The following is a 26,630-nucleotide window of genomic DNA, read 5'->3' as shown; positions in this document are numbered from 1 at the left end:
CGAAAGCGAGAATCTCAGGATGAAACTAATGGACGCGAAACACGCGCGGCACTCTGCCGAGGACAAGGCTGTTGAAGCAAAGACCGATCAATCCATAGAGCCAGAAGAAGCGCTAACGCCTGAAGAACTAGCCGCGCAATGGGAAGCCGAATCACCGGAACCTGCTGGCCCGATTGCCAACCTAGTCTCCTCCCTGGTGGTTTTGGGCTTGGGCATCGTAGGCATGGTGCTATCGGTCGGGCTTGGGCTGGGTAGTCCAGCCGAGCCAGCTGCAGGCATGTGGCCCTTTATTATTTCGCTCATTGCTTCGGTGATGGCCATCGCGCAGATCATTGTTGGTCGACGCGGAGGCAAAGATGGCGAGAAGTTCAGCGCGCTGAGCTGGTACGCCGCCATCGGATTCGGCACGCTGCTGCTCATGGTGGTGCTAATGCCACTGATCGGTTTCGAAATCCCATCATTGTTGCTGTGCTTCGTTTGGATGCGATGGCTTGGTGGCGAGCGGTGGAGATCAGCCACGATCTATTCGATCTTGATCGTTCTCGCCTTTTACGCCATCTTTATCGCGGCTTTGGGCACGACGATCCCTCGACTTTTCTAAAGCACGTAAAGGCTTATTCGCATGGAATTCTTTGGACCGGTCTTAGACGGCTTTAACGTCGTCTTGGATCCTACTAATCTCTTGTACTGCCTGCTGGGCGTCGCGGTCGGTATGCTCATTGGCGTACTGCCCGGTTTGGGCCCAGCAGCAACTATCGCCATCTTGTTGCCGATGACTTATGGGGTTGAACCCGTCACGGCGATCATCATGTTGGCTGGTATTTTCTACGGCGCCCAATATGGTGGAACGATCACTTCGGTACTTCTACGACTACCCGGTGAAGCCAGCTCGGTGGTGACCGTCTTTGACGGTTACGTCATGGCTAAACAGGGCAGAGCCGGTGCAGCACTGGGTATTGCTGCCATTGGCTCCTTCATTGGTGCGACGATCTCAATTATCGGACTGACCTTCCTAGCCCCTCTGGTAGCTAGATTTGCACTGGACTTCGGCCCACCGGAGTACACGGCCTTGGCCATGTTGGGCATTCTGCTGGTGGCCACCATTTCGGGCGGCACCAAGATCAAGGCAATTATCGCTGCCGCGGTGGGCTTGTTCCTCGCGACCATCGGTCGTGATGGTTTCACCGGGGCCGAGCGTTTCACCTTCGGCAACCTCTCGTTGGCTGATGGCATTGACTTCGTGCCGATTGCGATGGGCCTGTTTGGTGTTGGCGAGATTCTTTATAACCTTGAAGAACGCCACCGGGCGGCGACTGCACCGGTGAAGGTCTCGAATGTTTGGCCTAAGGGCAAAGACATTAAAGAAGCTTCCGGGGCCATAGGCCGTGGCTCTGTACTCGGATTCTTCTTAGGCATTCTTCCAGGTGGCGGCGCAACCATCGCTTCCTTGGCCTCCTACGCAATGGAGAAAAAGACCGCGAAGGATCCCTCCCGCTTCGGCAAAGGTGCCATCGAGGGCGTGGCAGGTCCAGAGTCAGCAAACAATGCGGCAGCGACCAGCTCGTTTATCCCCTTGTTGACGCTCGGCATCCCTGCCAACGCCACCATGGCCATCATCTTTGGTGCCTTACTCATTCAAGGTGTCACACCAGGACCTCAGCTGATCAATAATGATCCGCAGTTGTTCTGGGGCGTGGTGAACTCGATGTACATCGGCAATATTCTCTTGCTCATTATGTCCATCCCGCTCATCGGCATCTTCGTGAGGATCCTGCGCGTACGTGCTGCGATCCTCGCACCGATTACCGCGTTGATCACCATGCTCGGTGCGTACACGATCCGAAATTCAATGTTTGACGTACTGCTGGTGGTGTTCTTTGGCGCTATCGGTTACCTCATGAAAAAATTTGGATTCGAACCTGGCCCGCTCGTTCTAGCTTTCGTCCTTGGCAGCTTGCTTGAATCAAACCTTCGCCGTTCGTTGCTTGTCCTCGAGGGTGACCCGATGGGATTCTTCACTCGACCAATTTCAGCGACGTTGCTCGTTCTGTTTATTGTTGTTGCCGTGTGGCCAATTGTTAAAGGCGCCATTGATAAGCGAAAGAATTCCTCGCTCGCTGCCTCGGTTACCGAAGAAAAGTTAAAGGAAAACGCATGAGCATCATCGTCGGATACATTCCTTCAAGTGTTGGCGAAGCCGCCGTCGCGGCAGCGATTAGCGAAGCAAAGCTGCGCGATGAGACTCTGCTCATCGTCAACTCTTCTCGCGAGGGCTCTCTCGTAGATAAAAACACAGCTTCAGAAGAAGATCTCGCGCGTGTACTGGACTCAGCCCTGAAAGCTGGAATTGAAGCTAAGGTCATTGAATCTACCTATCGTGATGATCTGACAGAAGAATTCCTCGGACTAGCTGATGAGCATCAGGTTTCGTTGATTGTGATTGGTCTGCGTCAGCGCTCTCAAGTTGGGAAGTTCATCATGGGCTCCCAAGCCCAGAGGATCTTGCTGCAGGCCGAACACCCGGTGCTGGCGGTGAAGGCTTCCTAAGCTATTCACCTGACCCGACCAGCAGTTTTTGTAGGCCGTGAACCACTACTTAAGGTAGTGGTCCACGGCCTACTTTCATGTCAAAAAGACTTCACTGTCCAATAAGAATAGGTCAGCTATTCATGTGAGCCTGATCACAATACTTACCCCTGTCAGCATTGGTTTCATTCGAACCGTAGATTCTGCAGCGGGGGATGAAACCCGTGATTCCGGGAGTTTGGGGTTAGGTGGACGATGTGGAAGGTTGCACTAATGCCGACTGGGTATCAATGAATGCGGTTCGAGTCTTGGACGGGATGGATTGAACTCACTAACGTGATTGCTGGCACAAAGAGCTATGCGCCAGTTCACTTTTATGAATTGCCTTCGCAGCCTATTCGGTGCCCCTACAACTTTTCTTCTGACCGTCCACCCGATTGGAGCCACCTATGCCATTGCTCATCGTTGCGCTGGCTGTCGTTGTGCTGCTGATCCTCATGATGAGGTTCAAACTCAACGGCTTTATCTCCCTCATTCTTGTCGCTACTCTCGTTGCTTTCTGGGCCGTGGCCACAAACTCGCTGACTATCGATGGGCAACCGGCTGGTATTGCAGACATCCCAGACATCATCGCTGATGGGCTCGGTGGGCAACTGGGCGGTACCGCTATCGTCATTGGCCTAGGCGCAATGATTGGCCGTGTCATGGGCGATGCTGGGGCCGCCCAGCGTATCGCCAAGAAGATCCTCTCCGTCTTTGGCGAACGAGGTGTGCAGTGGGCCATGGTCATCTCCGCCATGCTCATTGGTGTCACCATGTTCTACGAAGTTGCCTTCGTGATTCTGGTTCCGGTGGCCTTCACCCTGGTTCGTGCCACCAAGGTCAACCTGTTGTGGGTCGGCCTGCCAATGTCGATCTCGCTGTCCACCATGCACTCCTTCCTGCCACCACATCCGGGCCCCACGGCAGTAGCAGGTCTCTACAACGCTTCGGTGGGTCTCACACTGGCCTACGGCCTGCTCATCGCAATCCCTGCCGGTGTAGCCATTGCGATGGTCTGGCCCCGACTAGCATTCGTGCGCAAGATGAACCCTCAGATGCCAACAGGTCTCTTGGCGGAAAAAGAATTCAAGGACGAAGAACTGCCATCCACAGCGATGTCCTTCATCGTTGCGCTACTACCGATCGTGCTCATCGCTGGTTCTGAAGTGGCTCGCATGACGTTGCAGCTCAGTGAACCGGTAAATAATCTCTTGGAATTGCTCGGCTCGGCAGAAATCGCACTGCTGATTGCCTTGATTGTCGCCATCATCGCTTTTGGTCCGATGAGCAACCGAACCATGAACCAGGTTGCCAAGTCGATGAGCGAAGCGGCTCGTGCGATGGCCATGATCCTCTTAGTGATCGGTGCAGGTGGTGCGTTCAAGCAGGTGCTCGTATCGGCTGGTATCGCTGACTACATCGCGCAGACAACCTCTGGTTGGAACCTTAGCCCGCTGATCCTTGCCTGGCTGATCGCAGTGATCCTGCGTATTGCTTTGGGCTCAGCCACCGTAGCGGTATCAACCGCCGCAGGTATCGCGGCCCCTCTGGTCGCCGCGACCGGTGCGTCTCCAGAACTGATGGTTCTGGCCACCGCTTGTGGCTCGATCGCCTTCAGCCACGTCAACGATCCTGGCTTCTGGATGTTCAAAGAGTACTTCAACCTCAACGTCGGTCAGGCATTAGCCGTGCGCACCACCTATACGACCACACTGGCGGTGATCGGGCTGCTCGGAGTTTTGCTCCTGAGCCAGTTCATTTCCTAAATAAGAAAAGAAGTAAAAAGCAGTGAGCCCCGAACGGAAATCCGTTCGGGGCTCACTGCTGTTGGTGAACTGCCAGGGAGACTATGAGGCGTTCAGAAAAACTGAAGCGTTAGGCTTCGGCCTGCAGTCGTTTCATCGAATTGGATAGGTGGATTCTCATGGCAGCAGAAGCCAGCTGCGGGTTTTGGGCGGCGATAGCTTCGTGGATGGCGCGATGCTCCGCAGCCACGGCATCAAGCCTTCCTGAAGAAACAGAGTCAGCTGAATCCATTCGCCGCCGAGGCATGGCAATCATGGCCGGGCCGAAATTCTGGACTGCCTGGCTGAAGTACGGGTTACCGGTGGCACGAGCCACCGCTAAATGAAATTCAAAGTCGCAGCTCATACTCACCGACGCATTGCCCAATGAAGCTTCGAAGCCCTCAAGTGCTGCATCCATGGCGTTCAGATCTGCTTCGGTAGCCCTGAGTGCTGCGCTGGCTGCAGCTTCTGTTTCAAATCCCAAGCGGTACTCGATCAGCTGACGCCGTTCCTCTAAGGTGCGTGGGATGTGAGTCTGCGATTCAGGCGTTGCTTCAGGGGGAGGGGTGAGCGCGAAACTGCCAGCGCCCCGGCGAGTGTAAATCAGTCCTTCGGCCTGTAGGCGCGTGATGGCCTCACGGACTACGGTGCGCGAAACACCGTGGGAGGCGATCAGTGTATTTTCGCTCGGCAGTTTTTCGCCAGCGGCAATATCTCCGGAGCTGATTCGTTCACGCAGGTGGTCAACTAACGAAGAAGCCAAATTCGGTTTCATGGACTGCATCCTTAAAGCATAAGCTCCGGTGTCCGCGTGATGCGGGCACCGGAGCCGGTTAGTCATATAGTTATGCGCGGCCGAATTCCACGGTCTCGGTGGTCCAAGCACGTGCTTGGTCGCTGAAGGTGAAGCCCAAACCTGGACGATCTGGAACGATCATGCGACCTTCCTTGGTTTCCAGTCGTTCGTTGAACAGTGGGTCCAGCCAGTCAAAGTGCTCTACCCAAGGTTCACGTGGGTAGGTGGCTGCCAGGTGCAGGTGGATTTCCATTGCGAAGTGCGGAGCCAGATCCAGTCCAGCCTGATCTGCAAGGGTGGCCAGGCGCAGGAACTGGGTGATGCCACCAACGCGTGGGGCATCTGGCTGAATGATGTCGCAGGCGCGTGCGGCGATCAGTCGTTCGTGTTCTGCAACGGAAGCAAGCATTTCACCGGTGGCAATGGGCGTATCCAAGGCGGCGGCGAGGGCTGCGTGACCTTCTGCGTCGTAGGCGTCCAGTGGTTCTTCGATCCAAACCAGATCAAACTGTTCCAGCTTGCGGCCCATGCGTAGTGCGGTCGCGCGATCCCACTGCTGGTTGGCATCAACCATCAGTGGTACGTCATTGCCGATGTGTTCGCGCACTGCTGCGACGCGGCGCAGGTCTTCTGCGCTATCGGGCAGGCCGACCTTGATCTTGATGCCGCCAATGCCTTCTTCAATGGACTGGCTGGCGCGTTCCTTAACCTCTTCGATGGAGGCGTTGAGGAATCCGCCCGAGGTGTTGTAGGTACGCACCGAATCGCGGTGCGAGCCCAAGAATTTGGCCAGTGGTAGGCCAGCGCGCTTGGACTTCAAGTCGTAGAGCGCAATGTCGAGGGCGGCCAATGCCTGTGTTGCTACACCGGAACGACCCACGGAAGCGCCGGCCCAAAGCAGCTTGGTGTAGAGCTTGGCAATGTCGTTAGGGTCTTCGCCGATCATCGTTTCGGCAACTTCCTTGGCATGTGCGTACTGGGCTGGTCCACCTGCTCGCTTGGAGTAGGAGAAACCCATGCCTTCGAAGCCCTGCTCCGTGGTGATTTCTGCGAACAGGAAAACAACCTCGGTCATTGGTTTTTGGCGGCCGGTGAAGACCTTGGCATCTGAGATTGGGGTGGCCAGTGGTAAGCGTGCGGTGGAGAGCTTGACGTGGCGGATGGCGTCTGGAGTGTAAGTCATGGAAAGCGTGCTCCCGGGGTGAGGTGGATAACTTCTGAACTTATCGTATAAGTTATCAACTTATCTCACAAGTGATTTTTGAGGAGTATTTTGCAACGTTTTTCACCAGCTTTTCGCGAGCAAGAAAGCGCCCCGCCTGACCTGTACTCGGCAGGCAAAGCGGGGCGTGGCTAATGAATTAAATAGCTAGGAAATGGGGGTGATTAACTCGCGCTTCTCCAGATAGGTGCGCAGGTTGTTCAGTGTCAACGAGGCCATGTCGGCGCGGGTTTCATGGGTGCCGCTACCCAGGTGTGGCAAGAGAACGACGTTATCTAGCTCTAAGAGTTCCGCAGGGATATGTGGTTCCTTTTCGAAGACATCTAATCCAGCACCGGCAATGCCACCGGAACGCAGTGCTTCAACAAGCGTCTGCTCATCAATGACGGTGCCACGGGCGATGTTGATGACAAATCCTTGCGGGCCGACGGCTGCCAGGACCTCTTGATTGACTAGCTTGGCCGACTGTGGCCCGCCGGCGGCGGCGACGATCAGCACGTCGGTTTCGGCTGCCAGGTCCACTGCAGATGAGTGGTACTGGTAGTTGACGCCGGGTTTCTGGTTTCGGTTGTGATAGTGGATTTCACACCCAAACGCTTCTAAACGGGTGGCGATGGCTTGGCCGATTCGTCCCAGGCCGAGGATTCCAACTTTTTTACCGCTGGCACGAGTAGCTAGTGGGAAGTTTTGGCCGGCAGCCCATGAGCCGCTACGGACAAAACGTTCGGCGGCGCCGAGGCTACGCAAAGTAGATAGGTAAAGGCCCAGGGCGGTATCGGCAACGCAGTCGTTGAGCACGTCAGGAGTATTGCTTACGACAATTCCGCGTTCGGAGGCTTGCTTGGTATCCGTAGCGTCGTAGCCAACACCGAAGTTAATGATGGCTTCCAGATTTGGCAGCTGAGCCATGAGTTCACTATCCACTCCGATGCGCCCGGAGCAAACGGCCACACGAATATTCTGGCCATGGGAAGCAATTAGGGCCTCGCGTTCTGGCCCTGAGTCCGGGAGAACGAGGCTGGCAAATTCAGACTTAAGACTCTCGGCTACGGTCGGGTTTACCGGGCCAACTCGGAGGATCTGTTCGCCGGTGATCGGGGTGCTCTGTTCTCGCGCTTGAGCGCTGGTATATGTCGGCATACCTGCATCGTAGGGAGCGTGATCAATTCACGTCCAACACGCAAATTAGATGAATCAATGCCCTTGAAGCATGGATGATCAATGAGGCGCGGAATGTAGCGTAAGTCACACTTTTGCTACTGAGAGGTAATGACGAAGTGCGCCTCGCGGACGGTTGTCACGGACGGGCAAGTCCTTGACCCAACTCAAAGCCCGGTCAAGGCTGTGGATACGAACTTTTGCGGATTTCCCGCTTGATCCACACTGCACATCGCACCGTCGCGAAGGAATCACAATGAACAATCGAAGCACTCGCTCCCGCCGCCTCCCATTGGCCCTGGCCGCCTCAGCACTCTTGGGCACCACCGCCCTGTCCGGTTGTTCGGTCGCCAATTCTCAAGAGAGTGCCTCCGGGGGATCTTCAGCTCCCAGCGACACCCTGCGGGTGGTGCTCCAACAGGAACCACCAACCTTGGAAGCCTGCGAATCCAACCTGACCAGCACCGGCGTCGTCATCCGTTCGACCATCACCGAACCATTGATCGAAAGAAATCCAACCAGTGGCGAACTGGAACCCAAGCTAGCCACCGAATGGTCCAGCAAGGACGATCAAACCTGGACGCTCAAGCTACGTGAAGGCGTTAAGTTCCATGACGGATCCGACTTCACCGCAGCAGATGCCGTGGCCACCATCGACCGCGCCGTCAACTCCAAACTCGGCTGCAACGTTGAAGGCTACGTCTTCGGCGACGATGACCTGAAGCTCAAGGAAGTCGATGACTACACCGTGGAAGTCACCGCAGCTAAGAAAGACCCGATTCTTCCACTGCGCCTGTCCTTCCTTGAAGTGGTTCCAGAAGAAACCTCAACCACCGAAAAGGTCCGCGAACCCATTGGCACCGGCCCCTACAAGCTCGATGAATGGCAAGCCGGCCAAAGCATCAACGCCAGCGCCTTCGCCGACTATTGGGGAGATGCGCCAGAATTCAAAAAGGCCACCTACCAGTGGCGCTCCGAAGGAAGCGTGCGCGCTGCCATGATCACCTCAGGCGAAGCGGATATTGCCACCGGCCTGAGCCCAGAAGACAACATTGGTGACTTTGGGGTCTCCTACCCGAATAACGAAACCGTGGCCCTGCGCATGCATGCGGACACCGCGCCCTTTGACGACATTCGTATCCGCCGTGCCGTGAACTACGCGATCGACAAGGAATCCATCGTCGCTTCACTCTATGGTGGACGCGATACGGTGGCCGCCCAGCTGGTTCCCGCCGGCGTCGTGGGACACAGTGATGACCTTCCGGCTTGGGAGTACGATCCACAAAAGGCTAAGGATCTCGTTGCCGAAGCCAAGGCTGCCGGCACTGATGTTTCGGCACCGATCAACTTCGTCGTACGCACCGCCCAGTTCCCCAAGATTCAAGAACTGGCTCAGGTGATCCAGGAACAGCTGACTCAGGCCGGACTGACCGTGAACCTGAAGATGCTCGAAACCAGCCAGCACTTGACCTACCAGGTTCGTCCGTTCCCTACCAATGAGGACGGGGCGATCATGCTGATGACTCAGCACGGTAACCAGGCCGGTGACGCAGCATTTACCGTGGACCAGTACATGACCAGCAAGGGCGCCCAGTCGGCCTTCGGTACCCCGGAACTGGACAAGCTCATTGAAGAGGCTGACGCCGCCACCGGAGATGATCGTCAGGCTGCCTTTGAAAAGGTCTTCAAGTACCAGAATGACGAAGTGGTGCAGTTTGCGCATATTGCCCACCAAACCGGCATGCTCGGCATTTCCAAGGCAGTATCTTACGAGCCAAATTCCTCCAGCGGCGATGAACTACGCCTCGCCGACGTCACCGTGGCCAAGTAATCAACGCCAACTGAAAGTACAGCATCATGCTTACCTATTTGCGAAAAAGGATAACCGCCTCCGCGTTGCCGCTAGTTGTGGTCATCATCGGCGTCTTTGCCTTGGCCCGCATGACCGGTAACCCGGCGGCACTCTACCTACCGTTGAATGCCACCGACACCATGCGTGAGGAATTTGCGGCACGCAACGGGCTGGACCAGCCGATCTTGGTGCAGATGGCCCAATACTTTGGTGGGATCTTCCGGCTAGATTTTGGCACCTCCATGCGTACCGGAGAAGACGCGGCCACCATGGCCCTACGTGCCTTCCCGGCAACCTTGCAACTGGCCGCTACGACGATGATCATTGCCATCTTGCTGGCCGTAGTTGTTGGCTCAGTGGCAGCCATGAAGCCCAATGGAATCTTGGATCGGTGCAGTTCCTTCATCTCCATGACCGCTGCTTCCATTCCGGATTTCTGGCTGGCCATCGTGGGCATCTGGGTTTTCGCGATCACCTTGGGCTGGGTTCCAACATCCGGTGTGGTCGGTGCGGCCGCCTGGTTCCTTCCGGTAGCCACCTTGGTGATGAGGCCCTTCGGCACGCTGGTTCAGGTGATTCGTGGAGCCATGGTTTCAGCCCTCTCCGAGCCGTACATCAAGCTGGCTCGTTCCAAGGGAGCCACCGAGTACCGGGTCATTGGTCAGCACGCCCTGCGCAATGCTGCAGCGCCAGGTTTGACCGTGGCCGGCGACCTGACCGTTGGCCTGGTCAACGGTGCAGTGGTTGTGGAGACAATCTTCGGTTGGCCCGGCATTGGCAAGCTCATGATCGACTCCATCATGCAACGAGATTTCGCCGTGCTTCAGGCCTGTGTGCTGCTCACCGCGGTAGCAATCTTCATCCTGAACATCCTGATCGATCTGGGCTACGCACTACTGGACCCACGAGTGCGGCCAAGTGCCGGTGCCCGTAAACGGCGTAAGGCTCGGGCCGCCCAAGGACCCACCCAAGGATCAGATCCACGCACGCCTCAACTCGTTGGTGCCAGCATGGCCACGACCGAAAGCTTAAGGGGGAACTAGACATGGCAACACTTAAACAAGCCACACAACTGACAAAGGGCAAGAAGCGCAGTGACAGCCGAGTTTCGATGTTGACCATGCTGCTACGCGACCGCTTTGCTACCGTTGCTGCCATCTTCTTGACGTTGGTGGTGCTCACCGCGATCTTTGGACCGGCACTGATGGGGGATCGCGCCACCGCGCAGGACCTGATGTTCATGAACAAGGCCCCCTTTGATCCCGCCAATGGGTGGCTCTACTTCCTAGGGTCAGACTCCTTGGGTCGTTCGGTACTCGCCCGCATGGTGGTTGCTACCCAAACCACCCTCTTGGTGGCCGTACCAGCAGTGTTGGTGGCCTTGATCCTCGGATCCTTGTGGGGTGTTTGGGCTGGATACCACCGCGGCCGGCGCGAAGCAGTGTCAATGCGGATCGCGGACATCATCATGTCCTTCCCTTCACTACTTCTGGCAGTGGTCGTGCTGTTTGTGTTCAACCCATCGGCAGCCAATATCGTGCTCATTCTGGCCATTACCCGCATCCCCATCTACCTGCGTACCGCGAGGGCAGAGTCTGCAGAATTGCAGTCACGCACCTTCGTTGACGCTGCCCGAACCTTCGGTACCAAGCCCAACTCGATTATCTTGCGGCATGTGATCCCCGTGGTCACGCCCACCCTGTTGACCCTGGCCACGCTCGAATTTTGTTTTGTGATGCTGGCAGAATCCTCGCTGTCCTTCCTGGGCATTGGTATCCAGCCACCGGATGTTTCCTGGGGCTTGATGGTCGCTCAAGGACGTCAATACCTGCAGACCGCGTGGGGGCTATCCATCCTTCCAGGCCTGGCGATTGTGCTCACCGCGGTGGCCGCCAATGTGTTGGCAGCATGGATGCGCATTGCCACCGATCCTGCTCAGCGTTGGCGACTGGAATTGGATCGCAAAAGCACCAAGGCCTTTGAGAAAGCTACCCGCCAGGCGGCCAAAATGCAGGTCAAGAAAGGCAACGACTAATGATGACCGAAATGTTAGAACCAGTGGCCAAAGAGCAAGCAAAGGACGAGGCAGTACTACAGGTCCAAGGCCTAGATGTTGATATCCGCACTCCTAAGGGAACTGTACGAGTCGTTAGTAACGTGGGGTTCAGCGCTCGCCGAGGCAAGACCCTGGCCCTGCTGGGGGAGTCGGGGTGCGGAAAATCGATGACCGCAAAGGCCATTGCTGGCTTGCTTGATCCGGTGGCATCCGTTGCCGGTGGCAAGGCCTATCTGGATGCGCAGGACCTGTTCTCCATGAACGGCAAACGGCGTCGTGCCGTTGCCGGTGAAGGGTTGGGCATTGTTTTCCAAGATGCGCTAGCTGCCCTGAACCCGGTCTACACCATCAGAACCCAGCTCGGTGAGGCCTTCCGAATTCATCGAGGGGCAAGTAAGAAGCAAGCCAAAGCTGAAGCCATCGAGCTGATGCGACGGGTGGGAATTCCGGAACCGGAAACCCGTGTGAACTCTTACCCACATCAGTTCTCTGGGGGTATGCGTCAACGAATTCTGATCGCTATGGCCGTGGCATTGAGCCCTAAACTGCTGATTGCTGATGAACCGACCACGGCACTTGACGTCACGGTGCAGGCTCAGATCATGCAGCTTTTGCGTAAGCTGCGCAGTGAAGAGCAGATGGCCGTAGTGCTTATTACCCACGACTTGGCAGTCGTCGCCGAAGAAGCTGACGACGTGTGCGTGATGTACGCCGGCAATGTGGTGGAGCAAGGTAGCGTCCAGCGAGTTTTTGCCCAGCCAACACACCCATATACCAAGGGGCTGCTGTCCTCGGTACCCACCGATGCGCACCGTGGCCAGGGACTGACTTCCATTCCGGGTAGCCCACCGGAGCTGAGCAAAATTCCTTCAGGCTGCGTCTACCAAGATCGCTGCCCACTGGCGGCGGCGATATGCCGTGAACAGCGCCCAGAGTTGCGCGAAACCGGTCCGGGACAACGCTCGGCCTGCCACTTTTCGCAGCAAGTGGCAGAGATGAAGCCTAATGACGACCCAGCTCTCGGAGAGGACGCACGCTGATGAGTATCCAGACGCAGGCCATGTCTGAACGAACTGTCCTTGAAGTTCAGGACTTGGCCAAAACATTCCATGTTGCTTCAGGTGCTTCCGGAACCCGCGAGCTCAAGGCCCTGGACGGGATCAACCTGAGTGTTAAACGCGGCGAAACTCTGGGGCTGGTGGGTGAATCCGGTTGCGGTAAGTCCACACTGGCTAGGACGCTGATGATGCTCGAGCAACCCGATGGCGGAACGGTCCGCTTTGATGGACAGGACCCCTTTGCCCTACGCGGCAAGTCGTTGCGGGACTGGCGCCGTCGGGTGCAGATGGTTTTTCAGGATCCTTTTGCTTCGCTCAATGCCCGGATGACGGCAGGGCAAATCATTACCGAACCCTTTGCTACGCACAAGGATTTGTATCCCACCAAGGCTGCCCGCAAGCAGCGGCTAAATGAGCTGCTGGAACTGGTCGGACTGCGCATTACCGATGCCGATAAGTCGCCGCAAGAATTCTCCGGTGGACAGCGTCAGCGTATTGGCATTGCTCGGGCTCTTGCCTTGGGGCCGGATTTGATTATTTTGGATGAGCCGGTCTCTGCATTGGATCTTTCGGTCCAGGCGCAGGTATTAAATCTGCTCAATGATCTTCAACAGCAACTCGGTGTCAGCTATATCTTCATTTCCCATGATTTGTCGGTGGTCCGCCATGTCACTGACCGGGTGGCCGTGATGTATTTGGGGCGCATTATCGAAACGGGTACGACGCAGCAGGTCTTTGATTCTCCGTTGCATCCTTACACGGCCTCGCTGATGTCTGCTTCGCCCAAGCTGGACCCGGCGTTGCGACCAGCGAAGCGCATTGTTCTGCAAGGTGAATTGCCCTCTCCGCTAGATCCGCCTTCGGGTTGCCGCTTCCGAACCCGGTGTTGGAAGGCTGAGTCGATTTGTTCCGTTGAACGTCCGGAAAGCCGTGTGCGAGAAGCCGATGGCAAGATCTCTCTGGGCATGCCGGCGATGGGTGTCAGTGAAGAGCAGCAGATCGCTGAATGTCATTTTCCAGTGGAATCGGCTGCCGAAGCTGGTTTGGCGGTGAGTGCCTAGAACACGTTAGGGACCGGAGTGAGAGTTATCTGTTTTTATTGACGCTTCAAGTAAATGCTGTTATTTTGGAAGCATGACACAGCAGGCAGATACCCCTCCGGTCCTATTCCTAAGCCACGGTGCACCACCCTTGGCAGATGACCAGCAGTGGACACAGGAACTGGCAAGCTGGTCAGATTCTTTCGAAAAGCCCAAGGACATTTTGATGATCTCAGCGCACTGGGAAAATGCTCCGGTGACGCTCAGCGCAACCCAGGTCAAGAACGAACTCGTTTATGATTTCTGGGGCTTTGACCAAAAATACTACGACGTTCGTTATGACGCACCACTGGCCCCGGACCTGGCCAACGAGGTTCAACGACTCACCGCTGCTCACGGCCACCACGTAGCCCGCGACGAATCACGCGGGTTGGACCATGGAGCCTATGTACCGCTCAAGGAGATGTTCCCGGAAGCGGATGTGCCCGTAGTTCAGATGTCCATGCCGACACTGGATCCAACCGGCCTCTTTGAGCTTGGAAAGAGCCTCGCCCCGTTGCGTGATCGCGGGACGTTGATTGTTGGCTCCGGGTTCACCACCCACAATTTACGTTGGTTTAACCCGTCGGCTGGTTCCGATGCTGCGCCGCCATCTGCCTCCAGCGAGTTTGATCATTGGGCCGAAGAAGCGATGGCTCGCGGAGACGTGGATTCCATCCTTGATTTCTTGCACAAAGCCCCGGCGGCTCGTGAAGCGCACCCACGCTCGGAGCATTGGGCGCCGTTGTATGTTGCGTTGGGCGCGGCCTACGCATCAGGAGGAATTGATGCTCAAACGGCTATTGACGGTTTCTGGTTTGGGCTTTCAAAGCGCTCGTGGACGTTGAGCTAGTCCTCAATGTTGATGGGTGACATGGATGCAGGGTTGCTGATCCAATAAGAAGGTAGCCCAGATTTTGGGCAACTGACCTCACGGTAATTCAAGGACAACCCTGAGTATTGCTGAAGCCACGGCATCGGTCCTTCGCTGTTGGTGGTAGCCACTGAAGAAGCTCAGCCAGATAATTCGTGAAGACCGTCTTTGCAGTGTTCAAGAAAATGCTGTTACTGGAAAAGCCGTCTGAAGCTGGAACCTCTGCTTAGCGCATGGGTTCCTCCGGCATAGCCCCGACAAACGGGGAATTAGCGCGAAAAGCATCACGATCGTGATCTGCCAGCTAGGTGCTAAAGATAAATAGGTGACAAGATAGGTTCATAAGTAATGAGCACTAAGGAGTCATCGTGAGCTACCGAGTCGGTCCCGTAGATCTAGTCCCAGAAGGCGAATCACTATTAGTAGATTCAAAGGACAGCGGGGCAACCGAAGACATTGCGATCTTCCACGCCGAAGACGGTAACTTTTACGCTCTGCAAGATGAATGCACCCATGAAGTTGCTTCCCTGTCTGATGGGTGGATTGAAGACTGCTCGGTAGAGTGCCCCATTCACTCCTCAACCTTCGACCTGAAAACGGGCCGGGCACAGTGCATGCCAGCCACCGTAGATGCCCGCACCTACACAGTGAACGTTGTTGACGGTTTTTTGGAGCTCGACATCTAGATGCCCTCCGTACATATCATCGGCGGCGGTGTCGCCGGCTACACGCTGGCCCGAGAACTGGTGCAAAAGAACTACACCGGCACCATCAGCATCAGCGATTCACAGGGACTGCCCTACGACCGGCCACCGTTAAGTAAATCGCTACAGGTAGAGCCCTTCGCTCCGATCGCTTGGTACGTCGAACACGGCATCAGCCTCTTTCAAGAAGATGTACAGGAGCTAGCTCTCCCCACGACTGAAGATGACTGGATAGTCCTCGCCACCGGAACCACCCCAACGCTTCTGCAGGTTCCCGGAGCGCAGTACGCCCATACCCTGCACACCGCGGCTGATGCCACCGCTCTAGCCCAAGTGCTGGACTCCGCAATGTTCGGGGTGCAGGTGATCGTGATCGGCGCAGGACTGATCGGTGCCGAATTCGCTTCGACAGCCAGCATGTTCGGTGCGCAGGTCACTCTGATTTCGAATTCGAATGCTCCGCTGGCACCCGTTCTGGGCCAACAGCTCGCCGAACAACTGCATGCAGATCATGCTCAACGAGGCATCAAGACCATCACGGGCACCGTAAATAGCATCGGGGCTGACCACGTAGTCGTTGACGGTGAACGCCTTGAAGCTGCCCTGATCGTCAGCGCTATCGGAGTCGAACCAGAAACCACGCTGGCAAGCAACCTAGGTCTAAGCGTCGAGGATGGCATCGTCGTTGATGCTCAGCAGCGTTCAATCAGCCACCGGCAGGTTCTGGCTATTGGCGATGCAGCCCGAGTACAGGGCGAACCTCGAGCAGTGCACTGGGAAGCAGCCATGGAAGACGCCGCTCAGGCTGCCGCCACCATTATGGATGCTGCCCCGGTACAGCGTTCGGTGCCTTGGTTCTGGACTGATCGTCACGAGATGCATGTGGAAACGGTCGGCGAGTTTAGCAAGGTGGCCACGACCATCACCCGAGAAAATCGTCGAGGCAAACTGCAAACAGTTTTTGGTTTGGATGAGCACGGCACGCTGGTGGCCGCCAGCATGGTTGATGGAGGCCTGATGGCCAAGGCCGTGAAACGTCTGATCGCACGAGGCATCACGCCGAGCATTGAACAACTCGAAGACCCAAGCGTGGGTCCTCGCGTACTAGGGCGGGATGCACGATGAGCACAGCTGAACCAGCGAAAATCCCACTGGCTTTGCAGGTGCCCACCCAACGCGTCAGTCGCGGGTGGATCGCGGCCGTCGTTACCGTACAAATCGGTATTAACGTCGGGTTTTTTGCGCCCATCCAGGTATTGCTCGGCCTACATGCGGAGCAACTTGATGCGAGTCAAAAAGGTGCGATCCTATCGTTGGTCACCGGTGTTGGCGCAGCAGTCTCGCTGGTAGCTAACCCACTTTTTGGTGCGCTCAGTGATCGCAGCACCTCAAGATTTGGACGCCGAATCCCGTGGGTTTTCTGCGGAACAATTTGTGGTGCGTTGGCGCTGTTGCTGATGTCCACAGCTCACACGGTCGGGGTATTGGTCCTCGGCTGGACGCTGATGCAAGCGGCCGGAAATGCTGCGGTGGCAGCCATCTTTGCCGCCATCCCTGACCGGGTGCCAGTAGAACAGCGTGGCGTGGTTGGCGGTCTGGTTGCCTTGGGTCAGACCTGTGGTTCACTGATCGGTGCAGTCATTGGCATGGTCGCTGCGGGCAACCTGGTCTTCGGCTACGCGCTGGTGGCTCTGGCTGTTGCTATTTGCGCTGTGCCTTTTGTGCTGATGCGCCAAGATACTCCCTTGCCTAAGGGAGCCCTAGAACCGCTGAGCACCGCACAGTTTTTGCGTAGCTTCTGGATCAACCCACTGAAGCACAAAGATTTCGGCTGGGCCTGGTTGACGCGATTCCTGTTGTACTTAGGAAGCCAACTCTGCCTGGTGTATTTGCTGTTCTTCCTGCAAGACGCCATCGGCCATCCCAACCCTGCACAGGGCGTATTAGTACTGACAGCCATCTATGCCTTCTGCGTGATCTTCTCCTCGGTGATTTCCGGCAAGCTCTCGGACCGCGATGGACAACGTAAAAAGTACGTCATCATTTCATCAGTGATCGTCGCTGCAGCCGCAGGCGTATTGGCGGTATCCTCCACCTTCACCATGGCTATTATCGCCGCCGTTCTGTTGGGGATCGGATTCGGCGCCTATCTCGCGGTCGACTTTGCTTTGCTCACCCAAGTACTTCCTACCGCGGATTCGCGCGGTAAGGATCTGGGCATGATCAATATTGCTAATTCACTGCCACAGGTGGTTGCCCCGCTGGTTGCCTGGCTGACGGTGACGTGGCTGGGCGGGTATCCGACACTGTTCCTGAGCTCGGTTGTGGTGAGCCTGCTGGGTGCGTTGCTCGTGCGCAAAATCAAGAGTGTTCCGTAACCATGGCTGAAACAATTTCCTGGCTGATCAACGACGCGCCATTTGGTGTGACGTTTATCTTCTTCTTTTTCGGCGCTTTTATCAGGGGCAACGCAACCTATTGGGTAGGTCGAGGGATCGCCAAGGGGGTGGAGCATACTCGCTTCCAAAAGCATCTACATGGCCCGGTGTACCGCAAGGCTCAAAGATTTATTGGGCGGTGGGGAGTGTTCGCCGTACCGCTCAGTTTCCTCACCCTTGGGATTCAGAGCGCGGTTAACGCCTCCGCTGGGGTGAGCCGGATGCCGTTACGACGCTACTTGCCGGCAGTGGCCTTCGGTGCGTTACTGTGGTCTGCGATCTACACAACGGTAGGAATGGCGGTCTTTTATGCGTGGCTGGCTCTGGATTGGCCATGGCTTGTCGGTGGCCTGATCCTGATTGGTCTTGTGGTTTTCGTCGTGCTTCGAATGCGATCCCGCAAGCGGTCCACGACCGAGAATCCGAATCCGGAATCTTCCCAAATCAACAACTAAGCGGTCGTATGATGATGTCACCGACCCTTGAATCTAGAGAGCAGGTGCGACGTTATGTCGTTGAATCTATCGAAGCGCGAGAACCGCACCGTGCAACTCGATGAGATTGACCGCAAACTTCTGGCACTGCTCAGCAAGAACTCTCGGAGGACCAACAATTCCCTAGCTGAAGAACTCGGAATTGCGGCTTCGACATGTCTTGCACGGCTGAATGCTCTACGTGATTCCGGAGTAATATCCAGGTTCACCATTGAAGTGGACCCGCAGGTTTTAGGGCGCGAGCTTGAAGCGTTGATCTTCGTGAAAATTCGTCCAGGTGCACGTCACCTTATGGCCAATTTTGCTAATGAGATGAAAACGAAGCCTGGAGTGCGTCAACTGTTTTTCCTCGGCGGTGCTGATGATTTTGTCTTGCATGTGGCCGTGCGCAACTCGGCAGATGTCAGGCAGTTTGTCCTTGATAATCTTTCGGCGAATCCTGCAGTAGCAACCACACAAACTTCACTTGTCTTTGAACATGGGCAGGGCTCCGGAGAGTTCTAGCTCCATACGTAACCCCTTGCTGGCCAGAATTTTCTAGTAGCTGCCAGCGACGCCTCTGGGCGCTCTTCGAAGAAATATGCTAAACTTGATGTTCTTCTCTGAACGATACTGCGGTTCTTCGGCCGTCGAAGAAGATTCTTCGACCAAACGATCGAGCCAAATGCAGCAGTGAATGAAAAATGGGGAGGTAGAGAAGACGATGACTCTGGAAACTACGATTCTTACTGCAGTGGTGACTCTGATTGTTTTATCAATCGTGAGCGTCATGATGGTGATCCGTTACAAGAACGAACACCAGGCTGAAATTCGCCAAGCCTTGGTGACCAAGGCGCACAAGTACGGTGTTGCTTCACCTGAAGACCTGTCTAACCATGATCTGAGTATTCAGATCCGCGAGGCCAAGCGCCAGCAAAAGAACAAAAACAACGATTTGAAGACGGCATAAACAGATTAAAGTTTTTGGAATGACCCCGGGGAAATGATTCCTCGGGGTATTTCATTGCTGAAAGTGCAACATCCTGGTGCTATCTTCTATCTGGCCTATGCTCCCTGTCACCCAAATGCTCCATTTGGCCCCGGAATCATGCGGATTGCGTCACAAGCCTATGTGCGGTTGTCGACAAAAGGGTTCCGAAGATAAACCGTTTCAGAAATGATTGATATGGCTGGAAAGACGTGATGGAAATTAGCGAGGAGCAACAGTAATGGCAACGATCCCACTAGGTGAAGATATTCTCTTGGTCCGCCATGGAGCGAATATCGTTAAGCTTCGCCAGGATCGTAAGAACCGTGCAACCATTGCTTTCCTTCGTGACGGTCAGACCGATTCCGCGTCCAACGTGTCGACTGTTGCCGCGCCTGCCTTGACCCCTGCTGCGAGCATCAGTAAGGGTGCAGCAAAGTACCTGAACGATGAGGCTGAAGTGAGCCGCGGAGAAGTGCGCTCGCTGGTCAAGATTTCCTTGGGCTTTAGCGCCGTGATGGGCACCGTCTTCGGCGGGCTACTTTTGGCGCTCTACAAAGTTGGCGGAAATGAAGCTATTCAGTCACTGGCCTACATGGGTGGCGGCGTCCAGTAGTCTTCTACGACTCAATCTAGTAGCGAGAATCCAAAGCAATTTGGGTGCTCGCTATTTTTCTATCCTCAATCAGCAAATCTGCACCACGGCGCATGATCATAAGTACTCGTTTTTCATCTCTGCTCGGCATAGGATGGCGGCAACCGGAAGAACAAGGAGCAGGTCATGCGTTTTGTTTTGGAAGTCAATTTTGATACCGAGAATATGCAGCTCAAGCCGATGGAGGAGCTCCAACGGATCTTGAGTGACTGGTCCCAACGCGTAGCCATGTATCCGTTGGAGCCCGGTGCCCAAGAAGATGTCTTCGACTCACAGAATGAAGAAGTCGGAGAATGGGCCATTCTCGATGATTAACCTCGTCGTTTAGAGAACCAACCAATGGCGTAACCTGCTGCCAGCGTCACCAATAAAACTAACCACAGCGGCGCTGCGGTGTGGATGAAGAAGAACTCCACGCGCACATAGGTAAGGTTTTGCAGGATGAAAACCAGAGCGACAATCACCAGAATGATGGCCGTCCATTGTTTGGAATTTAGGGCAAAACGAGCTGGCTTGCGCTCATCATCATTCATGATGCCCTCCCCGTGGCTAAGAGTCCGGTAATCATTGCCGACAGTCCACGCTGGAAGGAATCGTCGCTGGTATTGATCTGAGTATTGCGTTGCGCCGCCACTGCTTGGGTGAAGTGTGGAGTCAGATCTTGATGATTGGTTGTATCAAAAATATCGTGCGGTGCAGCGGTGTCCATTGCGGAGCCGAAAATAAATGATTCCAATGCGACGATCGTCGGTATGATCTCGTTTTCTGCCAGACCGTAGTCTTCCAGGGCCTGCGCTACTCGTTCGTACATGCCTAAGGTGCGAGGGGAATCGGACACGGGAAGCACCGCGATGATAGGGATTAACGGGATGTGTCGCGCGAAGATGTTGCGGTAGTCAGTCGCCCATTGCATCAGTGCGTCTTTGAGTGGCGTTGTATCAAAAATCGTGACGTCAATGTCGGTCATCACCAATTCCTGAATCCACTGCATGAGATCATGCTTCGAATCCACATGGTTATACAAGGCGGACGGGGAAACCCCTAGTGACTTGGCGAGACGTTGCATGGTGAAAGACTCATACCCGTCGTCGGAAACCAGTTCTAGTGCGTTTGCGGTGATGCGTTCTCGTGTGAGTACCGCTTTACGTGGTCTACCAGCGCGCCTGGTGCCCGATTCGGCCATGCGTTTAACTTCCTGACGTGGGTTGCTTCACAAGTCGATGTTCTTCCCCTATGCTATATGACAAGTAAATGAACCGAATTCATTTTATTGTTTGAGGGAGTAGTTCATGGAACATCTGGAACGCGACGTAGTAGTCATCGGCGCCGGACCATCCGGTCTGACCGCGGCCTACGAGCTGAGCAAAGCAGGCAAAACCGTAGCCGTACTCGAAGCGCGTGACCGCGTCGGCGGACGTACCTGGACCGAAACCATGGACGGGGCCACCATCGAAATCGGTGGACAGTGGATCAGCCCGGACCAGACAGGCCTCTACTCTCTGATCAACGAACTCGGCATCGAAACCTTCGAACGCTACAAGGCTGGTAAGAGCGTTTACCTCAACGAGCAGGGCGAAGCCATTGTTTATGAAGGCGAAGACTTCCCTGTTGCTGAAAGTACCGTCGCCGAAATGAACAAGCTGATCAGCCTCATGAATGAACTGGCAGCACAGATGAACCCCGACAAGCCATGGGAACACCCACAGGCCGAAGAGCTCGATAAGATTTCTTTCCATCACTTTTTGCGTCAGCACTCTAACGATGAGCTAGCTTGCAACAACGTAGGGCTGTTTATCGCTGGCGGAATGCTGACCAAACCAGCTCATACTTTCTCGGCGCTCCAAGCTGTACTGATGGCTTCCTCTGCAGGATCCTTCGGCAACCTCGTTGACGAAGACTTCATTCTTGACCGCCGAATCGTTGGCACCATGCAGGGCGTTTCCAAGACCGTTGCAGAACGCCTGGGCGAAGGGATCGTCTTCCTGAACAACCCAGTACTCAAGTTGGAATGGTTTGACGGTGGCGTGGTGGCTCACGGCCAGTCGGTGACCGTTTCGGCTAAGAAAGTCATCCTGGCGATTCCACCAAACCTGTACTCCCGCATCACTTACGTTCCTGCCTTGCCACGCAAGCAGCACGTCACCCACCAGCACCAGTCCATGGGCCTGGTCATCAAGGTGCACGCTGTTTATGACACCCCATTCTGGCGTGAACAAGGACTGTCCGGAACCTGTTTCGGACCCGACGCACTGGTACAGGAAATCTACGACAACACCTACACCGGCGAAAGCACCGGCACGCTGGTGGGCTTCATCTCCGATGCCAAGGCCGATGCCATGTGGGAATTAGATGAAGAGGCTCGTCGCGCTGCGGTGCTCAAGGGACTCGCCGCCTACTTGGGAGAAAAAGCCCTGGATCCGAAGGTCTTCTACCTCTCAGACTTCGCAGCCGAAGAGTGGACCCGTGGCGCCTACGCCACCAGCTACGACCTTGGCGGCCTGTACCGCTTCGGACCGGCACAAAACGACAATGTCGGACCGATCTACTTCTCCTCCTCTGATCTGGCCGGCGAAGGTTTCCAGCACGTGGATGGCGCTGTACGCATGGGGCGACGCACCGCAGCACGCATCATCGCCACACTGGATGGCACCAGCTATGACGAAAGCTACGACGGTGTGCAGACCCTGACCGAGATCGATCAGAAGGTCAGCGCCTAGATCATGAAATTGCTCGTAGGCTATACGGCCGATGACCGTGGTGCCGAGGCTATCGAACTGGCTAGCGCGTTAGTTTCCGGTACACCCGAAGCGGCCTTAGAAATCGCCATCGTGTTGCCCGCGACCGCACCCTTCAATGCTGTCTACCCGGGTGGAGACCACGGATACTCCAGTATCCTCTCCGCCCAGGTAGACCAGTGGGCCGAACAAGCCCTAGCGATGGTGCCCGCAGGAATCAGCGCGAGTGTTGTCGCCCGATCAGTGTCATCGGTGGCCGAAGGGCTCATCGAGCTGGCCCAAGAACACCAAGCCGACGGCATCGTTCTAGGCGGTCGCAAACGACACCGGGCCGGATTCTTCCTGCCTGGCGCTATTGCCAACGCACTACTGCATTCCTCGCCGGTGGCAGTATTCATGTCCTCGCCGCCGGCCCTAAAAACCTTGAGGAATGCTCACGGGAAACTCACCAGGCTCACCGCCTTTGTGGGAGACTGCCCCGGAGCCAAAGACGTCATCGAACAGGCAGCCCGAATCGCTACAGACAGAGCCCTGCCACTACGCATTGCCACTCTAGTTTTGCCTTTTGATGTTCAAGATCCAGAACGCGATCTTGAGGCGCATGTTCAGAGCACTCGCGCCTACCTCGCTGAACTCACCGGATCCATGAACCTGGATGTCAGCATCGAAGTGGTCGTCGGACGCAATTTGGATGAAGCCACCGCACAGCTGTCCTGGCAACCCGGCGACCTAGCATTGCTCGGCTCGGCAAGGTTGGCCACCGACCGCAAACTCTTCATTGGGCCTAAAGCCCAGCGCATCCTAGGCAATCTGTCCGTCCCTATGGGAGTCATCCCCAACCCCGGATCAAATAGTTAGCCGCTACGAGTACGCACTCATAACGGGCAACAATCTTCAAAGCACTGATCGAAAGGTGGCGCGGTACTTCTGACCGACGCACTCTCGCCTCACTAAAGCAAAAGGTAAACCAGCATGTCGCAAGATCAGAAGCAGGATATCCAACCTGCTGCCGCCGAAAGCGGATTGCACGATAAAGGCCTTTCCAAGGGCACCGTCGGGGTGCTCGGCCTCGTAGTCATCGGAATTTCTAGTATTGCTCCGGCCTATACGCTCACCGCGGGACTCGGCGCAACGGTGGCCGAAGTTGGTACCAGCTTGCCAGCCATCCTGCTGGCCGGATTCCTGCCCATGCTGCTGGTGGCCTTAGGCTACCGCGAGCTGAATAACGCGATGCCCGATTCGGGGACGTCCTTCACCTGGGCTACCCGTGCCTTTGGCCCGATGATCGGTTGGATGGGAGGTTGGGGATTGATCGCCGCTACGGTGATCGTGCTTTCCAACCTCGCTGCGGTCGCCGTGGACTTCTTTTACATCCTGCTGGCCCAGCTAACCAGCCACCCGGAGATCGCGGATCTGACCAATAACTTGTGGGTCAATATCCCCACCACCTTGGTCTTCATTGCCGCTGCATCTTACATTTCCTACCGTGGCCTCAACGCCACCAAGGCCTTCCAATATGGGTTGGTTGGATTTCAGATCGGCGTACTGTTGCTCTTCGCGATCATGGCTTTCACCTCGGACCAGCCCTTCGATAAAACTCCCATCACCTTAGAGATGTTCAACCCTGCTGGCGTTGAAAGTTTCTCTGCCTTTGCTGCAGGCATTTCTTTGTCGATCTTTGTCTTCTGGGGATGGGACGTTACCCTGACCATGAATGAGGAAACTACCGACCCCAAAAAGGTGCCAGGCCGTGGAGCAACGTGGACCGTACTGCTGATCATGGCACTGTATGTCGCAGTGTCATTAGGAGTGCTCTACTGGGCAGGTGTCGGAACTACCGGTTTGGGTGCAGGTAATCCAGCGAATCAAGAATCCATCTTTGCCGTGCTCTCCGGCCCGGTCATGGGGCCACTGGCCTTGCTGATGTCCTTGGCAATCCTCTCCTCGTCGGCAGCTTCCCTGCAGTCCACCATGGTTTCACCGGCACGAACACTGCTGGCGATGGGGTACTACAAGGCACTGCCTAAGAGCTTCGCAAAGATCTCACCACGTTTTATGTCCCCATCGGTCGCAACCTTCGGAGCGGCAGCTGCGGCCGCAGGTTTTTACGTCATCACCCGACTAGTCTCAGAAAATGCCCTGTGGGATACGATCACCGCGCTTGGCCTGATGATTTGTTTCTACTACGGCCTGACTGCCCTAGCCTGTGTGTGGTATTTCCGCGGTGAACTCTTTGCCAGCCCACGAAACATCATTTTTAAGTTCTTGGCCCCACTAATTGGCGGCGTGGTCTTGCTCGTGATGTTCTTCGCCACGGCCTTCGAATCCATGAACCCGGATTATGGGTCAGGGTCAAATATTGGGGGAGTAGGTATGGTCTTCATCCTGGGTGTTGGTGTGCTCTTACTGGGCGTTGTGCTCATGATTTGTATGCGGATCACCCAACCTGCGTTCTTCAGAGCCGAGACCATCAAGACCCATAAATTACTCAAGTAAATAACCCCTGTAATCTTCCGATGAATCATCGGTAGCGAACCACCTGTGAGTACGTCACAGGTGGTTCAATAGGTTCATGGCTAACTCGGTACTTTTTATTTGCTCACGCAATGCTGGCAAATCGCAGATGGCTGCCGCATTGATGGACTACGTCTCTGGTGGAAAAATCACCAGCTATTCGGCAGGCACCAATCCCGGTTCGGGGATTAACCAAGAATCGGTAGCTTCTTTGGCACAAAGCGGTGCGGATATGTCCCAAGGCACGCCCAAGGGCATCGACCCGAAGGTGGTTGAACAAGTCGACCGGGTCATCATTCTTGGCACCGATGCTCATCCGCAATTGGATCCATCCGTCAAAGCCGAGCGATGGGTTACCTATGAGCCGAGCGAAGACGGGATCACCGGAGCTGAACGCATGAACATCATCAGAGATGAAATCGCAGAACGAGTACGTGGTCTGTTCCACGAGATGGAGCAGTAACAATTTCACGAGGACTCTTGAAGACCGGCACCACACCGTGGTGGTTGCCGGGCGTCTGTCTGGTGCTCACCGGATGGTGCGCCAACCAATACGTCTCCCTTATTAACTGGTACCAGCAATTTCGCGGCCTCAGCGAATTTGAAGCCATGCTGGTCATGGGTAGTTATCTGGCCGGCATGATCCCCGCGCTGGCATTTGGTGGCCCGTTAGCTGATCGATTCGGACGCAAACCTTTTTCGCTGATTGCCCTGGCGAGCTCAATTCTTGGTTCGTTGGTGATGGCGGCCGGAACGCTGAATGTCGCCGGGCTTTATGCAGGTCGTATTTTCACTGGCTTTGGTATGGGCTTGGCCATGGTGGCCATTACCAGCTGGGTGAAGTTGCTCAGCCCCGGGCCAGCTGGCGCCACGCGAGCCGCCCTGTGCACTTCTCTTGGATTTGCGGTGGGTCCGATCGTTTCGGGCATCATCGTTGGCATCAGCGCACATCCGGAAATAGCGTACGCAGTACATGCAGTCACTGCGATCGCTTGGCTGGTCTTTCTGGCTGTGGCCAGTGAAGAACCAAAGATTCACGTGCCAGGTGGCAAGATACTTGGTGGCGAGACCACGTTGGAAAATCGGCGCCGGTTCTATTGGGTGGTTTTGCCTTCTGCGCCATGGGTCTTTGGCATGGCAGCTACAGGTTTTGCGGTTGTTCCGGCCCTCAGCGATGGTGCTGGCGGATCAAACTTGTTCTACTCCACGGTGGCCGTCGCGGTGACCATGGGCATGGGAACCATCATCCAACCCTTTGTGCGACGGTTCAATGATGTCCGAAAAGTCTCGTTGTTAATGGCCGGGTTGAGCACCGCACTTGTGGCATTGCTACTGATGGTGGCCGTCTCGTTGACCGGTTCCGAGATACTGGGAGTATTGGCATTTATTGTTGCCGGTTCCGCCAATGGAATCCTGCTGGTCGCCGGGCTGAGTCAGGTCCTCGATCTGGCAGGCTCAGCAGACGTGGGCAAATTGACCGGGCGTTTTTATATGGTCTGCTTCATCGGTTTCACGTTCCCTACGCTCTTTGCTTTGTGGCGATTGATCGCCCACCCAGCACTGTTCATAGGGATTTTGGCAGTACTCTGCCTAGCATCGATGGCTATGGTCTACCGCGCCCGCAGACACCTGTCCGAGGTCAAGCTCGAAGAAGTTAGCAGCTAATTACCACT

General features: G+C 55.6%; 28 protein-coding genes. 23 read left to right on the top strand and 5 right to left on the bottom strand.

The features are described 5' to 3' along the window. Positions 1-28: 28 nt before the first annotated feature. The 4 genes from QMQ05_RS13870 (at position 29) to QMQ05_RS13855 (ending at position 4,334) form a co-directional block, all read left to right on the top strand. Positions 29-601 (top strand): tripartite tricarboxylate transporter TctB family protein, encoded by a 573-nt coding sequence (locus tag QMQ05_RS13870; protein ID WP_058256419.1) that lies wholly within the window; start codon positions 29-31, stop codon positions 599-601. Positions 602-622: 21 nt separating this feature from the next. Next, the gene (locus tag QMQ05_RS13865) at positions 623-2,158 is read left to right on the top strand and encodes a tripartite tricarboxylate transporter permease (RefSeq protein ID WP_345470918.1); all 1,536 of its coding nucleotides are present in this window, start codon (positions 623-625) and stop codon (positions 2,156-2,158) included. After that, the gene (locus tag QMQ05_RS13860) at positions 2,155-2,547 is read left to right on the top strand and encodes a universal stress protein (protein WP_345470916.1); all 393 of its coding nucleotides are present in this window, start codon (positions 2,155-2,157) and stop codon (positions 2,545-2,547) included. The genes QMQ05_RS13865 and QMQ05_RS13860 overlap by 4 nt, the downstream gene beginning before the upstream one ends. A 428-nt stretch (positions 2,548-2,975) precedes the next feature. Then, entirely contained in the window at positions 2,976-4,334 is a 1,359-nt protein-coding gene (locus QMQ05_RS13855) for a gluconate:H+ symporter (protein ID WP_345470914.1), read from the top strand. Positions 4,335-4,443: 109 nt separating this feature from the next. On the opposite strand, the gene QMQ05_RS13850 is transcribed toward QMQ05_RS13855, so the two are convergent. The 3 genes from QMQ05_RS13850 to QMQ05_RS13840 form a co-directional block, all read right to left on the bottom strand. Then, complete coding sequence (locus QMQ05_RS13850; RefSeq protein WP_334121470.1) at positions 4,444-5,130, bottom strand: FadR/GntR family transcriptional regulator; 687 nt, start codon at positions 5,128-5,130, stop codon at positions 4,444-4,446. 70 nt (positions 5,131-5,200) lie between these two features. Beyond that, positions 5,201-6,334 carry an L-talarate/galactarate dehydratase gene (locus tag QMQ05_RS13845; protein ID WP_058256414.1) on the bottom strand — a complete coding sequence of 378 codons (1,134 nt, stop codon included), beginning with the start codon at positions 6,332-6,334 and terminating at the stop codon, positions 5,201-5,203. Between the two features lie 186 nt (positions 6,335-6,520). After that, complete coding sequence (locus QMQ05_RS13840) at positions 6,521-7,513, bottom strand: 2-hydroxyacid dehydrogenase (protein ID WP_345470910.1); 993 nt, start codon at positions 7,511-7,513, stop codon at positions 6,521-6,523. 274 nt (positions 7,514-7,787) lie between these two features. On the opposite strand from QMQ05_RS13840, the gene QMQ05_RS13835 reads away from it, so the two are divergent. The 14 genes from QMQ05_RS13835 to QMQ05_RS13770 all read left to right on the top strand — a co-directional run bounded on the left by QMQ05_RS13835 (position 7,788) and on the right by QMQ05_RS13770 (position 20,023). After that, positions 7,788-9,362, top strand: coding sequence for an ABC transporter substrate-binding protein (locus QMQ05_RS13835; protein ID WP_345470908.1), 1,575 nt, complete (start codon positions 7,788-7,790; stop codon positions 9,360-9,362). 65 nt (positions 9,363-9,427) lie between these two features. After that, entirely contained in the window at positions 9,428-10,426 is a 999-nt protein-coding gene (locus tag QMQ05_RS13830; protein ID WP_345470906.1) for an ABC transporter permease, read from the top strand. A 2-nt stretch (positions 10,427-10,428) separates the two neighbouring features. Continuing rightward, positions 10,429-11,418: an ABC transporter permease gene (locus tag QMQ05_RS13825; protein ID WP_345470904.1), complete on the top strand. Its 990-nt coding sequence runs from the start codon at positions 10,429-10,431 to the stop codon at positions 11,416-11,418. Beyond that, positions 11,418-12,479, top strand: a complete 1,062-nt coding sequence (locus QMQ05_RS13820) for an ABC transporter ATP-binding protein (protein ID WP_345470902.1) — start codon at positions 11,418-11,420, stop codon at positions 12,477-12,479. Before QMQ05_RS13825 ends, QMQ05_RS13820 begins: the two co-directional genes overlap by 1 nt. Further along, positions 12,479-13,558 (top strand): ABC transporter ATP-binding protein, encoded by a 1,080-nt coding sequence (locus QMQ05_RS13815; protein ID WP_345470900.1) that lies wholly within the window; start codon positions 12,479-12,481, stop codon positions 13,556-13,558. The genes QMQ05_RS13820 and QMQ05_RS13815 overlap by 1 nt, the downstream gene beginning before the upstream one ends. 73 nt (positions 13,559-13,631) lie before the next feature. Beyond that, positions 13,632-14,429 (top strand): dioxygenase family protein, encoded by a 798-nt coding sequence (locus tag QMQ05_RS13810; RefSeq protein WP_345470897.1) that lies wholly within the window; start codon positions 13,632-13,634, stop codon positions 14,427-14,429. 389 nt (positions 14,430-14,818) lie between these two features. Then, a complete protein-coding gene (locus tag QMQ05_RS13805) occupies positions 14,819-15,136 on the top strand; it encodes a bifunctional 3-phenylpropionate/cinnamic acid dioxygenase ferredoxin subunit (RefSeq protein ID WP_058256408.1) in 318 nt (105 codons plus the stop codon). Then, the gene (locus tag QMQ05_RS13800; protein ID WP_345470895.1) at positions 15,137-16,279 is read left to right on the top strand and encodes an NAD(P)/FAD-dependent oxidoreductase; all 1,143 of its coding nucleotides are present in this window, start codon (positions 15,137-15,139) and stop codon (positions 16,277-16,279) included. After that, on the top strand, positions 16,276-17,532 hold the full coding sequence (locus QMQ05_RS13795) for an MFS transporter (RefSeq protein WP_345470893.1): 1,257 nt from the start codon (positions 16,276-16,278) through the stop codon (positions 17,530-17,532). The genes QMQ05_RS13800 and QMQ05_RS13795 overlap by 4 nt, the downstream gene beginning before the upstream one ends. Before the next feature lie 2 nt (positions 17,533-17,534). After that, entirely contained in the window at positions 17,535-18,047 is a 513-nt protein-coding gene (locus QMQ05_RS13790) for a DedA family protein (protein ID WP_345470891.1), read from the top strand. 54 nt (positions 18,048-18,101) lie between these two features. Beyond that, entirely contained in the window at positions 18,102-18,590 is a 489-nt protein-coding gene (locus QMQ05_RS13785; protein WP_334121483.1) for an Lrp/AsnC family transcriptional regulator, read from the top strand. 199 nt (positions 18,591-18,789) lie between these two features. Continuing rightward, positions 18,790-19,035 carry a hypothetical protein gene (locus tag QMQ05_RS13780; RefSeq protein WP_334121484.1) on the top strand — a complete coding sequence of 82 codons (246 nt, stop codon included), beginning with the start codon at positions 18,790-18,792 and terminating at the stop codon, positions 19,033-19,035. Positions 19,036-19,294: 259 nt separating this feature from the next. Further along, positions 19,295-19,669: a hypothetical protein gene (locus QMQ05_RS13775; RefSeq protein ID WP_058256402.1), complete on the top strand. Its 375-nt coding sequence runs from the start codon at positions 19,295-19,297 to the stop codon at positions 19,667-19,669. Between the two features lie 165 nt (positions 19,670-19,834). Continuing rightward, complete coding sequence (locus tag QMQ05_RS13770) at positions 19,835-20,023, top strand: hypothetical protein (protein ID WP_058256401.1); 189 nt, start codon at positions 19,835-19,837, stop codon at positions 20,021-20,023. Here the strand turns inward: QMQ05_RS13770 and QMQ05_RS13765 are convergent. Both QMQ05_RS13765 and QMQ05_RS13760 read right to left on the bottom strand, forming a co-directional pair. Next, on the bottom strand, positions 20,020-20,241 hold the full coding sequence (locus QMQ05_RS13765) for a LapA family protein (RefSeq protein ID WP_334121485.1): 222 nt from the start codon (positions 20,239-20,241) through the stop codon (positions 20,020-20,022). The two genes, QMQ05_RS13770 and QMQ05_RS13765, sit on opposite strands and share 4 nt — an antisense overlap. Next, the gene (locus QMQ05_RS13760; protein ID WP_058256399.1) at positions 20,238-20,891 is read right to left on the bottom strand and encodes a TetR/AcrR family transcriptional regulator; all 654 of its coding nucleotides are present in this window, start codon (positions 20,889-20,891) and stop codon (positions 20,238-20,240) included. Before QMQ05_RS13760 ends, QMQ05_RS13765 begins: the two co-directional genes overlap by 4 nt. A gap of 106 nt (positions 20,892-20,997) precedes the next feature. On the opposite strand from QMQ05_RS13760, the gene QMQ05_RS13755 reads away from it, so the two are divergent. The 5 genes from QMQ05_RS13755 (at position 20,998) to QMQ05_RS13735 (ending at position 26,622) form a co-directional block, all read left to right on the top strand. Further along, positions 20,998-22,425: a flavin monoamine oxidase family protein gene (locus QMQ05_RS13755; protein ID WP_345470885.1), complete on the top strand. Its 1,428-nt coding sequence runs from the start codon at positions 20,998-21,000 to the stop codon at positions 22,423-22,425. A 3-nt stretch (positions 22,426-22,428) separates the two neighbouring features. Then, entirely contained in the window at positions 22,429-23,301 is an 873-nt protein-coding gene (locus QMQ05_RS13750) for a universal stress protein (protein WP_345470883.1), read from the top strand. Between the two features lie 114 nt (positions 23,302-23,415). Continuing rightward, on the top strand, positions 23,416-24,939 hold the full coding sequence (locus QMQ05_RS13745) for an APC family permease (RefSeq protein WP_345470881.1): 1,524 nt from the start codon (positions 23,416-23,418) through the stop codon (positions 24,937-24,939). 76 nt (positions 24,940-25,015) lie between these two features. Then, entirely contained in the window at positions 25,016-25,420 is a 405-nt protein-coding gene (locus tag QMQ05_RS13740) for a low molecular weight phosphatase family protein (RefSeq protein ID WP_345470879.1), read from the top strand. A 17-nt stretch (positions 25,421-25,437) separates the two neighbouring features. Then, a complete protein-coding gene (locus tag QMQ05_RS13735) occupies positions 25,438-26,622 on the top strand; it encodes an MFS transporter (RefSeq protein ID WP_345470877.1) in 1,185 nt (394 codons plus the stop codon). Positions 26,623-26,630: the final 8 nt, after the last annotated feature.

The sequence above is a fragment of the Glutamicibacter sp. B1 genome (genome assembly GCF_039602135.1).
In the GTDB taxonomy this organism is placed as follows: Bacteria; Actinomycetota; Actinomycetes; order Actinomycetales; family Micrococcaceae; genus Glutamicibacter; species Glutamicibacter ectropisis.
This window is presented reverse-complemented; position numbering and strand designations above follow the sequence as displayed.